Genomic DNA, 12,077 nt, shown 5'->3' on the forward strand with positions numbered 1-12,077 from the left:
TTTTTGTGATTTTTTATGAATTTGAGCAGACATGCTCGAATGTGCAATTCATCCCATCACCTATAGAGGTGAGGGAATTCTTGCTACGGTTGTTAAAGGAGTATCTGCATGAAAAATAAAAAATGGATCACACTGGCGACAGCAGTCGTTCTGGCGGTGACTGCACTGCCTCTGGGAGTGTTTGCTGCAAAGAAAGATGAGGCGAAGCTTGCAAAAGTTACCTTAAATGAAGTAGCCCATTCCATCTTTTATGCACCGCAGTATGTGGCAATCGAAGAGGGATATTTTAAAGATGAGGGGCTTGATATGACGCTTATAACTGGCTTTGGGGCAGATAAAACTATGACTGCCGTCATATCCGGCGAGGCGGATATCGGATTTATGGGAGCAGAAGCATCTATCTATGCCTATCAGGAAGGAGCTACTGATCCTGTTGTAAACTTTGCACAGCTTACCCAGCGGGCCGGAAATTTCCTTGTGGCAAGAGAAGAAATGCCGGATTTTAAATGGGAAGATCTGAAGGGCAGGAAAGTCCTTGGCGGTCGCAAAGGTGGCGTACATATATCAATGTAAATTATGAGACGATTGTGATTTTGTGTAATTGGGTGGATGGGTTGAATAGTACGAAGAAATCGCAGAAAATAGAATAGCTTTAAATATAAGTGGAAATATTTTTGCTAATATCTCCACTTATATTTTGCGAAATTTTGTTATTTCTTTCCAGTTACTAGGAAATCCCATATATTCAAAAAGATCATTCAACTTCAAATTTGAATTCTGCTTTTCATATCGGTCAAAAATATGCAATAGTTGCTTTTTAAACAGTAAAAAATCGGTCTTTGGAAGTAGATAACGAAAAGTAATGACTACACTAAACAAGTCATTTTTTCCATATATGTATTTTGAACCGTTTTTAGAAATGCTTAATTTTTCATGTAACAATGTATCTGGAATATCAATATATGTGTGATAGAAAAACAATCTTTCGTTATGAGCACATACATTTCGGTACAGCGTTAATACCTTTAAATATTTTATCATTTCATTTTTCTTGACATTTCCAAAATCCTGGCAAATTGCTCCCTGCATATTTTGAGGTAAGAATTCAAACATTTTGGATATCTGACCAAAAGTAAGGGTATTCATAATCACCCATAACGGAATATTATGATATTTGTTACGCTGGTAAACAAGATATTCGTGATCCTTGTTTTTGTTTGCCATCATATCTAGCATTTTGATTAATTTGGTAATTCCATTTTTATTTTTGGGAATATTGCCGTAATTATTGGAGTTGAGATATTCTTCTTGACGTTCTCCATGTTTTTTACAGAAGTGATAAGAAATGGACGAACGCATTTTTCTTTCCACGCGGCATAAATACTTAAAGAAAATCCCACGTAACTCTTCATCAAATTCATAAAGAGCAACTATATCTTCAAAACACGCTTCATTAATGTATTTGCGGGTATGAATATCAATAAAAGGATGTTTATATCCACCAATTAATGCATAATAACTGATATTCTGCAGGGATTCTACCGCAAAATCATCATCTGTAATAACTAGATTTTTTTCATTTTTCAGTTTTTCAACTTGTGCGGTATATGTAATAAACGGTTTGCTCATATGTACCTCGCTGCAAAATGTTCCAGATAAAGAAAAAGGAGAGGGGCCTCGGCACCCTCCCCCGATCGCAGGCTTCTCAAGTTTCTGCAATCTGATCACTAAAGATAATATAACTGATATAACTAAGAAAGTCAATCAGAAATCATCTTTGTTTTAAATTATATTCGGCAAGGACATTTTTATACATTGACCAAGGACCAAGGGGGACGGTGTTTGATGGCTCAAATACAGTCCCCTCTGGCTTTTCCCCAGGTATCATCATTCATCCTCAGAATCATCTTCAAGCTTTTTCAGTCTTTTTTTATAAATTTTAGAAGTAAGCGTTAATGCAAGGAAACATAAAATCTCTATAGAAAAAAACATAATAACTCCAGTTGCAATGGAACCGACGAGTTTGTGATAATTCCGATAAGAAATGATAAACCACAAAATCCCCATAACAACTGCGGCGATGCTACTGGCCATGATATTGTTCTTAAAATTTGGTTTCAGCTTTCTGTCCCAGATTCCGTTTCTTATGCATCCTACTGTAAGATATAAAGCAAGGCACATAAATACGATCCATTCTCCGGAAAGATCCTGTTTGCTGTCATTTCCTATGGCTATCTGGGTCAGTATTACAGCCAGCAATCCCCAGAAAGCCAGCCAGCATCCATTGTGCTCAATCTTCAGAAGTTTCAGTTCCTGTAATTCATCCAGATTACTTTTCGTTTTCTTCATCCTCGTCATCCTCCCAAAATAAATCATCCAGACTCTTATCCAAGATACGGCAGATTCTTCGGCATAGCTTGATTGTTGGATTGTATTCACCCTTTTCGATTGCATTCATAGTCTGCCGCGAAATACCGGCAGCCTCCGCCAATGCCTTCTGCGTCATATCCTTTTGTGCTCGTGCTACTTTGATAGCAATATTCTTTGGCAAGCTTGCTTCACCTCCCTGATGACTATAAAATATCATTTATTTGTATAAAAGTCAATTATATTTTACTTTTAGAAATATATAAATGAATTATCAAGAAAAAATGCACCATTTTTGAGTTGAGGGAATATCCTAACAGCAGAAGTCTCAAAAGGAGTATCTGCATGAAAAATAAAAAATGGATTTCACTAGCGGCAGCAGTTATTCTGGCGGTGACTGCGCTGCCGATGACAGCTTTTGCTGCAGAGAAGGATGGGGGAGAGGAAAAACTTACGAAAGTTACGTTGAATGAAGTCGCACACTCAATCTTCTATGCGCCACAGTATGTGGCAATCGAAGAGGGATATTTTTCGGAAGAAGGTCTGGATCTGACATTGATAACTGGATTCGGTGCGGATAAAGTTCTGACTGCTCTGATTTCCGGTGAGGCAGATATCGGATTTATGGGAGCAGAAGCATCTATCTATGCCTATCAGGAAGGAGCTACTGATCCTGTTGTAAACTTTGCACAGCTTACCCAGCGGGCCGGAAATTTCCTTGTGGCAAGAGAAGAAATGCCGGATTTTAAATGGGAAGATCTGAAGGGCAGGAAAGTTCTTGGCGGCCGCAAAGGTGGCATGCCGGAAATGGTATTTGAGTATATCCTGAAAAAGAATGGTCTTGACCCTGAGAAAGATCTGTCTATTGACCAGAGCATTGACTTCGGCGCTACTGCTGCTGCCTTTACCGGAGATGATTCAGCCGATTTCACCGTAGAATTTGAGCCGTCTGCTACTGCTCTTGAAAAGCAAGGTGCCGGGTATGTTGTGGCATCCCTGGGCGTTGACTCCGGCTACGTACCATACACCTCCTACAGTGCCAGAACCAGCTATATGGAAAAAAATCCTGATATCATGCAAAAATTTACTGATGCTCTGCAAAAAGGTATGGATTTTGTCCAGAGCCACACTCCTGAAGAAATTGCAGAAATCATCGAGCCTCAGTTCCCTGAAACAGATCTGGATACCATCACAGCCATCGTAAAACGTTATTACGATCAGGATACCTGGAAAGAAAATCTGGTGTTCGGGCAGGATGGATTTGAACTGCTGCAGGATATCCTGGAAGACGCAGGAGAACTGAAGGAACGTACACCGTATGCAGAACTGGTCAACACAGAATTTGCGCAAAATGCTTCCTGATGATTTGCTTTCTCTGATCCACCTGTAATTTTAGCCCGATATCCGTATTCTCCCATCCGTTCCTTCATATTGTCAGAGATTTTTGACTTGATTCAGTCAAACCATAATCTTGTATACACTTTGTGTAACAGGTGGTAAAAAGAACTATGTTTACCAGGACTGCTATAGTTCCAATTTTGAAAAACGCAGACAGAATTTCGTCATTTTGTCCTGCGTTTTTCTTATGTCTTTTGACAGTTTGACGGAATCCCCAGATACTGATTCCGGCTTTTCGTCAGAATGACAAGAAACAAAAAAAATCTTTGTACGATTCTTCCCTAGCCATCCCCCCTCCTTTTCGCTATACTGTCTACAGATGAAAAAAACGAGTACTCAATCAGCAAAAACAATATGAAATAATTTTGGAGGAATAATAATCATGGCAAGCTTATCATTACAGCACATTAACAAAACTTACCCAAATGGTTTCCAGGCAGTTAAAGATTTCAATCTGGAGATCGAAGATAAAGAATTCATCATTTTCGTAGGACCTTCAGGATGTGGTAAATCTACTACACTTCGTATGATTGCCGGTCTGGAAGAAATTTCCGGCGGTACATTAAAGATTGGTGACAAAGTTATGAACGATGTAGAGCCTAAAGACCGTGATATCGCAATGGTATTCCAGAACTACGCTCTGTATCCTCATATGACAGTATATGATAACATGGCATTCGGACTTAAACTTCGTAAAGTTCCGAAAGACCAGATTGATAAAGCAGTTCGTGAAGCTGCAAGAATCCTTGACCTTGAGAAACTTCTTGATCGTAAACCGAAGGCTCTTTCCGGTGGTCAGAGACAGCGTGTTGCTATGGGACGTGCTATCGTACGTAATCCTAAGGTATTCCTTATGGATGAGCCTCTTTCCAACCTGGATGCTAAACTTCGTGTACAGATGCGTATCGAGATTTCCAAGATCCACCAGAGACTGGGTGCTACAATCATCTATGTAACACATGACCAGACAGAGGCTATGACTCTTGGTACCAGAATCGTTGTTATGAAAGACGGTGTTGTTCAGCAGGTAGATACACCTCAGAACCTGTATCAGAAACCAGGCAACTTATTCGTTGCAGGATTCATGGGATCTCCGCAGATGAACTTCCTTGACGCTGTTATCTCCGAAAAAGGTGGCAACCTTATCGCTAAAGTTGGCGAGCATGAACTGGTTATCCCAGCTGCTAAAGCAAAAGCTCTTAAAGATGGCGGCTATGTAGGTAAAACAGTTGTTCTCGGTATCCGTCCGGAAGATATCCATGATTCCCAGATGTTCATCGAAGCTTCTCCAAGCGCACCGATGACATCCGTAGTTAAAGTTTACGAGCTTCTCGGAGCTGAAGTATTCTTATACTTCGATGTAAACGGAACTCAGGTTACAGCACGAGTTGATCCTCGTACAACAGCTAAGACCGGTGATCCGATCAAATTCGCATTCGATATGGAAAAATCTCATTTCTTTGATAAAGAAACAGAACTTACAATCTGCAACTAATTTTCAGGAATCTTTAATAAACCCGGGGAGTTTTCCCCGGGTTTTTATGTTATAATATAGAATTGGCTGCCTGATTACTTCGATCAGACAATTTGCAAGGATTGCTATAAGCTGACTCATACCCCAAAAGAAAGGATTGACCTAATGAAAATACAACAGATTTTACAGAAATGCCTGACAGACTGGAAGAATATCAGCCAGATTGATTTCTGTCTGCTGGATTCTGATAACCAAATCTTTCTCTCTACCTGTGATAAAAAACTTCCTGCAGAATCAAAACTGGAAGAATTTCGCCAAAGCAGTGCCCTGTGTGTTTCCAATACAAGCTGCTGCCTGTATAAAATCATGGAGAACCATTCCATCTCCTATATTCTGATCGTATGGGGAAAGGCAGAAAGTACTGCTACCATCGGAGAGCTGGCCGTATGCCAGGTACAGAGTCTCCTGGCTGCCTATGCAGAGAAAAGCGACAAGAATACCTTTATGCAGAATCTTCTCCTTGGTAGTTATTCCGATGTAGATGCCTTTAACCGCGCCAAGAAACTGCACATTGCAACTTCTGTTCAGCGTGCCGTATTTCTTGTGGAAACCAAACAGACCAAGGATGAGAACGCTCTCGCTACGATCCGGAATATTTTCTCTGCCCGTACCAGAGATTTCATCACAGCTATTGATGATACAGGGATTATCATCATCAGAGAATTACAGTCTACAGAAACTTATGAGGATCTGGAATCAATTGCATATATGCTTGTAGATATGTTAAATACAGAAGCAATGACTTCCGCATGGGTTGCCTACAGTAATCTGGCAGAGGATATTTCCAGGCTTCCAGACGCATACAAGGAAGCACATACAGCCCTTGAAGTAGGCAAGATTTTCTACGCAGATAAAAATGTATTCGGATATAACCAGCTTGGAATCGGCAGACTGATCTACCAGCTTCCTGTTTCCATATGTGAAATGTTTATCGACGAGATCTTCAAAGAGGAAACTCTGGATTCTATTGACGAAGAAACCCTGATCACCATCCGTACCTTCTTTGAAAATAACCTGAATCTCTCCGAGACCTCCAGACAGCTTTATGTACACAGAAATACTCTGGTGTACCGTTTCGAAAAACTCCAGAGAAAATTCGGACTGGATATCCGCGCGTTTGAAGATGCACTGACATTTAAACTGGCGATGATGGTTGTGGACTACATAAAATATTCTAAGAATCATCCGTCATAGATTTCTCAGACAATTTGATAACATCCATCTGCGTGATCAAACCGGCAGACTCTTACAGCTACGTGGCTACGCGATTCCACACCGAATAACTGCTCCACAGGGACTTACTTGATTCGGTTAAAAAAGCGTTATATCTTCACCAGAAATCTCTGTTGAAAATACAACGCTTTTTATTATTTCTTATATATTCTATTTCGCTTCTTTCAGCAGCATCAGATGCTCTTCCGGAAAATGAATATATTTCGGAACTTTTGCATGCGGATCTTCCTCAAAATTTCCTTTGGGGCACATCCACCAAACCGGCTGACAATCTCCGCCTTTCTTGTTCTTCAGTAAATACTGATGTTCAAAGGTCGTTTCAATATATTCCATAACTTCCACTTCCATGTGGTTTTCTCCGCCTTCAGATGCACCTTTCATCCAGTGACCGCGGATTCCCACATGCGTAACATCATCCGGCACCACATCTTTGGTCTGCAGCATAAGATTCCAGTCCACTGCATAAATACTGTGTTTTCCCATTTTCTGTACAGTTGAGAAATTTTTACACCCTGTCAGTCTGGCTGCCTGCAGAATGCCGGGTCGTTCAAAGAGTTTCTTGGTTTCTCCTGTAGTAAGTGCCTGACCACTGTCCAGAATTGTCAGATGTCCGCAGAACTTGTAAGCCTCATCACGGCTGTGAGTGACCAGAATCATATCACCTGTGTACTCATTAAGAAAGTTCTGCATATCACGCTGCATGATATCTTTCAGATATCCATCCAGTGCTGAGAACGGTTCATCCAGAAGGATGACTTCCGGTTCTCCGATCATCATTCGTGCCAGTGCGACACGCTGCTGCTGACCTCCGGAAAGCTGGCCCGGATAACGCTTCTCCAGCCCGTTAAGCTGATAACGCTCTATGTAATCTGCCACTTTTACCTTAAGATGTTTCTTATCCCCTCTGTATCCGCATGCGATATTCTTCTCTACAGTCATGGTAGGAAAAAGTGCATAGTTCTGAAAAAGATAGCCGACCTTCCTCTCCTGCGGTTTAAGATTGATTTTCTTTTCTGAATCAAAAAGAACTTTATCATTTACAACAATTCTTCCAGAGTCCGGTGTCTGGATTCCTGCAATACAGCGCAGAGTCATACTTTTTCCGCTTCCGGATGCTCCAAGGATCCCCATTGGAGAACCATCACTCTCCAGCTTTACTTTCAGAGTGAAGCCATGAAGTTTCTTCTCAATATCCACACTGACTGCCATTACATCCACCTGCCCATCTTCATTCCCTTACCGGAAACGATATTGATCGCCGCAACGATCACAAATGAAATGATCAAGATCACAACTACCCAGAAACCGGCCATGCCATAATTTCCTGCCGCAGTCTCCGAAGCAATGGCAACGGAAACGGTTCTGGTCTTGCCAAGAATGTTTCCTGCGAGCATGGATGTAGCACCGTATTCTCCGATTGCTCTGGCAAAGGCAAGGACTGTACCGGATGCGATTCCGGGTCCTGCTGTCGGCATGACAACTGTCCAGAAGATTCTTCTGTCACTCATGCCAAGTGTCTTGCCTGCTGCGATCAGATTCACATCCACCTGTTCAAATGCTGCGCGTGCATTTCGGTACATCAGTGGAAACGCAATTACAGATGCTGCGATCACGCAGCCCTTCCAGGTCTGTACGATCTTAATATCAAAATTATCCAGCAGAAATGCCCCGAACGGACGTCTCAGACTGAACAGCAGAAGCAGAATGAAACCGGCCACTGTCGGGGGAAGTACCAGAGGCATGGTCAGGATACCATCCAGTATGCCTCTGGAAACAGGTTTCATCTTCATTACCAGTCTCGCAAAGAATATCCCCAGAAAGAACGCGATCACAGTAGCCGCGAAACCTGTTTTCAGTGAAATCCATAAAGGACTCCAGTTTATTTCTGCCAGAAATTCACTCATTCTTATTTAGCTTCCTCTGTTGTCTCTGTCTCAGCATTTGTTTCTGTGTCATCTGCTTCTTCTGTTGCTTCTGCATCTTTATCATCTGTTTCGGTGGCATCATCTGCTTTGTATGCTGTGAATCCGTATTTCTCGAATACTTTCATAGCGTCATCAGATTTGATGTACTCAAGGAATGCTTCTGCAGCTGCTGTATCATCTTCAGATGCCTCTTTGTCTTCGATAAGGCCTACCGGATAAAGAACAGGTGTCTTCAGTGCATCTGCCGTAGCTTCTGCGATAACGTCTACTTTATCTGCAACGGAAGCTGCATCTGTAGCATAAACGATACCGATCTCATTACTTCCTTCACTTACTGCAGCAAGAACTTCAGATACATTTTTACCTTCATTGATCTCCATCTTATTTACTTCATCTGTAATTCCAAGATTGTCGAAAATTTCTCTGGAATACTGTCCAACAGGAACGCTGTCACCTGCAAGTGCGATGTTGGCTGCATCTGTGATGTTCTCGAATCCTGTAACTTTTGTTTCTCCATCCTTAGGTTTGATCAGAACGACTTTGTTCTCAAGGATATCTTCTACCGTATCTTTCTTAGCCAGATTTTCGTCTACCAGAGCGTCCATCTGCTTGTCAGCTGCTGAGAAGAAGATATCGCAGCGTGCACCTTCTTCGATCTGTGTCTGTAATGTGCCTGAGCTGTCTGCATTGTAGAGGATTTCAACATCAGGATATGTCTCATTGAAGTCTTTCTGGATTTCTTCCATTGCATTGCTTAAGCTTGCTGCGATGAATGTGTTGACTTCACCTTTTAAGTCTGTATCAGCTGCGAAAACTCCTGTGCTGAACATTCCTGCACTCAGTACTCCTGCCATCATTGCTGCAATTAATTTCTTTCTCATATTTTTACCGCCTTTCATTTAGTTTCGTTTTGTTTTATTCAGTTTTGTTTCCTTTTGTATCTATTGTACAAAACTTTTGTATTCTTGTCAATTTTATTTGTATATGTTATCATGTAAATGATAAAAGGTCGAAAGCCTTATCTTTACTGCCATAAACAACTTTCCGGCCTTTGATCGGGTATCAGATAAATCGTTACTGTTCACTCCGTTCTCAGTAACGCAGCCAAAATTCATTCCAGATTGCCTGTGGCAATGGAATTTTGGCTTGTATGTCTCGGGATTTTGGCATATCCATGCCAAAACACCTCGCGGGATAGTGGAGTGTGAACAGTAACGATAAATCTATAGAAAAAAATAATAAACAGTGAGGTAATTATCATGAAATTAAGTGCACGCAATCAGTTAAAAGGGAAAGTAGTAAGTATCAATAACGGAGCTGTAAACTCCATCGTTTCTATTGATATCGGCGGTGGAAACATTATCACAGCAACCATCTCCTGTGCAGCAGTTGAAGAATTAAACCTGAAAGTAGGTTCTGATGCTTATGCAGTGATCAAGGCTACTAATGTCATGGTAGGTATTGATGAATAAACTTTACACAGCTCAGGAGGTCGCAGACCGTCTGAAGATCAAAAAGACAACGGTCTATGAACTTATCAAGCGCGGTGAGCTGGAATCTTCCAAAATCGGAAAACAACTCAGGGTCAGCGAAGAGCAGTTGACACAGTATCTTAACAGAAGCAGTTCCGGCAATTCCGGAAGCGGGCAGGATATTCCATACACTTCTGTTAATTTTGAACCTGAGAGTTCTCTGCTGAAGAGAGATTATCTGCTTCATTCCAGTGGTATCATTTTAGGCGGCCAGACTTCTGCCGCCCTGGAGCTTCTTCTCGGCAAAATGTCCGCTCATCCTGATGGACTTCCTGTCCTGCAGTCTCATATGAATGACTATAACGGACTTTATTCCCTGTATTTCGAAAAGGCACATATCGCTGCTACCAGTCTGGATATAGATGATATCCGTCACCTGGTTCCCGGAATCCCGCTGATACTTCTTTCTTTATATAAATACTCTGTCGGCTTCTATGTACAGGCCGGAAATCCTGAAAAGATTTCTTCTGTGGAGGACCTGACGGATCCGAAAGTTGTTTTTATGAATCGTGAAAAGGGAAGTGCCCGCAGGGTTTATCTGGACCGTCTGTTAAAAGAACGGGGAATTTCTTCTGAAAAAATCAGCGGATACAGAAATGAAGCTGTCTCTGATATGTCATCTGCATCTGCTGTTTTTGAGCACAGAGCGAATGTTGCTTTTGGAGAAGAAATGATCGCACGTTACTTTCCGGGACTTGATTTCGTCCCTGTGACTGATATGCAGATGTATCTGGCAATTCCTGCGGAATCTGTGAGAAAGCCGGGGTTCTCTGCTCTTGTGGAAATTGTACAGTCTGAAGATTTCAAAACTGAGATTCATCATCTGACAGGTTATGATACCTCTTATACCGGCGAAATGATCTGCATATAAGAAACCTGTAACATAATAAAAAGCCCTGCTGTCCGGGATATACGCTTATGACGTACATGCCGCTTATACAGCAGGGCTTTTCTTATACATTATTTACAACCAAGAAGTGTTTTTCCGATAAAGTATCCAAGCACCAGAATACCAAGTGCGATTCTGTACCATCCGAATGCCTTAAAGTCATGTTTCTTTATGTATCCCATCAGGAATTTGATCGCGATAATGGAAACTACAAATGCCACTACCATTCCCACGATCAGGATCATCATCTCTGTTCCTGTGAAAGAGAAACCGAATTTCAGGATTTTCAGAAGACTGGCTCCGAACATGACCGGGATTCCCAGGAAGAAGGTAAATTCTGCTGCTACTGTACGGGAGGTTCCTGCAAGGATACCACCGATAATGGTGGAACCTGAACGGGATGTACCCGGAACTACGGAGAGTACCTGGAACAGACCGATGATGAGTGCAGTCTTAAATGACAGATTTTCCAGATTTGTACAGGTTGGTCTTCTTCTCTTGTTATAATTCTCAATGACAATGAAGAGGATACCATATACGATCAGTGCAATGGCAACTACTACATAGTTATTAAATTTCTCTTCAATGACATCATTAAACGGAAGTGCGATAACAATCGTCGGTATACAGGCTACTATAATTTTAAACCAGAGTACCCATTTCTCTTTATCACAGAACTTCTCCACAAAAGTAAGAATTCCTCTGGATACTGCACCATGCCTGTTAAGCACTGCCTGCTGTTTCTTTGAAATTGGTCTGATATAAAACGGCCACAATTTGTTCCAGTAGAGAACTACAACCGCGAGGATCGCGCCAAGCTGGATCACTACGAAAAACAGATTCTTAAAATCCTCTGTCACATTCAGTTTCAGAAACTCATCCACCAGGATCATATGTCCGGTACTGCTGATCGGGAGCCATTCTGTGATTCCCTCTACAATCCCAAGGAAAATGACCTTTAACAGTTCAATAAAATCCATAATCTTTCCCTTCCTGTTTTCTTTTTTGTTGTTATTCTTATTTACAACGATTTTCAACCGGATCAGACAGGTTTCTGTCAGATAATAAGTAATACAAAAGACCCACATATATCTATCTGACCCACTGTAAATACCCATATGATTATATTACACACCATGCCACTGATACAACTGTAATCTGTATTTTTCCTGCTGATTCTATAAGATAAAAACAGCCGC

General features: G+C 41.4%; 12 protein-coding genes and 1 pseudogene. 6 read left to right on the forward strand and 7 right to left on the reverse strand.

What is annotated here, in order from left to right; all coding sequences use genetic code 11:
- Positions 1-108: 108 nt before the first annotated feature.
- Positions 109-558, forward strand: a pseudogene (locus tag LJE12_RS05890) (ABC transporter substrate-binding protein); the annotation flags it as partial.
- A gap of 132 nt (positions 559-690) precedes the next feature.
- Here LJE12_RS05890 and LJE12_RS05895 read toward each other — a convergent pair.
- The 3 genes from LJE12_RS05895 to LJE12_RS05905 form a co-directional block, all read right to left on the reverse strand.
- Positions 691-1,764 carry an Abi family protein gene (locus LJE12_RS05895; RefSeq protein WP_227292110.1) on the reverse strand — a complete coding sequence of 358 codons (1,074 nt, stop codon included), beginning with the start codon at positions 1,762-1,764 and terminating at the stop codon, positions 691-693.
- A 123-nt stretch (positions 1,765-1,887) separates the two neighbouring features.
- A complete protein-coding gene (locus LJE12_RS05900; protein ID WP_020993481.1) occupies positions 1,888-2,349 on the reverse strand; it encodes a DUF6773 family protein in 462 nt (153 codons plus the stop codon).
- On the reverse strand, positions 2,330-2,551 hold the full coding sequence (locus tag LJE12_RS05905; RefSeq protein ID WP_008706078.1) for a helix-turn-helix transcriptional regulator: 222 nt from the start codon (positions 2,549-2,551) through the stop codon (positions 2,330-2,332). Before LJE12_RS05905 ends, LJE12_RS05900 begins: the two co-directional genes overlap by 20 nt.
- Before the next feature lie 224 nt (positions 2,552-2,775).
- Between LJE12_RS05905 and LJE12_RS05910 the strand changes: the two genes are divergently transcribed.
- From LJE12_RS05910 to LJE12_RS05920, 3 genes are all read left to right on the forward strand, one after another.
- Positions 2,776-3,729, forward strand: a complete 954-nt coding sequence (locus LJE12_RS05910; protein WP_428845678.1) for an ABC transporter substrate-binding protein — start codon at positions 2,776-2,778, stop codon at positions 3,727-3,729.
- Between the two features lie 418 nt (positions 3,730-4,147).
- On the forward strand, positions 4,148-5,260 hold the full coding sequence (locus LJE12_RS05915) for an ABC transporter ATP-binding protein (RefSeq protein ID WP_008706080.1): 1,113 nt from the start codon (positions 4,148-4,150) through the stop codon (positions 5,258-5,260).
- Between the two features lie 144 nt (positions 5,261-5,404).
- Positions 5,405-6,493 (forward strand): PucR family transcriptional regulator, encoded by a 1,089-nt coding sequence (locus tag LJE12_RS05920; RefSeq protein ID WP_022380217.1) that lies wholly within the window; start codon positions 5,405-5,407, stop codon positions 6,491-6,493.
- A gap of 189 nt (positions 6,494-6,682) precedes the next feature.
- Here LJE12_RS05920 and LJE12_RS05925 read toward each other — a convergent pair whose 3' ends face one another.
- The 3 genes from LJE12_RS05925 to modA are packed head-to-tail and all read right to left on the reverse strand — an operon-like array spanning position 6,683 to position 9,338.
- Positions 6,683-7,741, reverse strand: a complete 1,059-nt coding sequence (locus LJE12_RS05925; protein ID WP_022380218.1) for a sulfate/molybdate ABC transporter ATP-binding protein — start codon at positions 7,739-7,741, stop codon at positions 6,683-6,685.
- Complete coding sequence (gene modB, locus LJE12_RS05930; RefSeq protein ID WP_022380219.1) at positions 7,741-8,436, reverse strand: molybdate ABC transporter permease subunit; 696 nt, start codon at positions 8,434-8,436, stop codon at positions 7,741-7,743. Before modB ends, LJE12_RS05925 begins: the two co-directional genes overlap by 1 nt.
- A 2-nt stretch (positions 8,437-8,438) precedes the next feature.
- The gene (gene modA / locus LJE12_RS05935; RefSeq protein WP_022380220.1) at positions 8,439-9,338 is read right to left on the reverse strand and encodes a molybdate ABC transporter substrate-binding protein; all 900 of its coding nucleotides are present in this window, start codon (positions 9,336-9,338) and stop codon (positions 8,439-8,441) included.
- A gap of 378 nt (positions 9,339-9,716) precedes the next feature.
- Between modA and LJE12_RS05940 the strand changes: the two genes are divergently transcribed.
- Complete coding sequence (locus LJE12_RS05940; protein ID WP_008706085.1) at positions 9,717-9,929, forward strand: TOBE domain-containing protein; 213 nt, start codon at positions 9,717-9,719, stop codon at positions 9,927-9,929.
- A complete protein-coding gene (locus tag LJE12_RS05945) occupies positions 9,922-10,860 on the forward strand; it encodes a substrate-binding domain-containing protein (protein WP_008706086.1) in 939 nt (312 codons plus the stop codon). The genes LJE12_RS05940 and LJE12_RS05945 overlap by 8 nt, the downstream gene beginning before the upstream one ends.
- An 89-nt stretch (positions 10,861-10,949) precedes the next feature.
- Here LJE12_RS05945 and LJE12_RS05950 read toward each other — a convergent pair whose 3' ends face one another.
- A complete protein-coding gene (locus tag LJE12_RS05950) occupies positions 10,950-11,858 on the reverse strand; it encodes an undecaprenyl-diphosphate phosphatase (protein ID WP_118758819.1) in 909 nt (302 codons plus the stop codon).
- Positions 11,859-12,077: the final 219 nt, after the last annotated feature.

It is taken from the genome of Blautia sp. DFI.6.71, from assembly GCF_020593585.1.
Taxonomy (GTDB): Bacteria; Bacillota; Clostridia; order Lachnospirales; family Lachnospiraceae; genus Blautia_A; species Blautia_A wexlerae.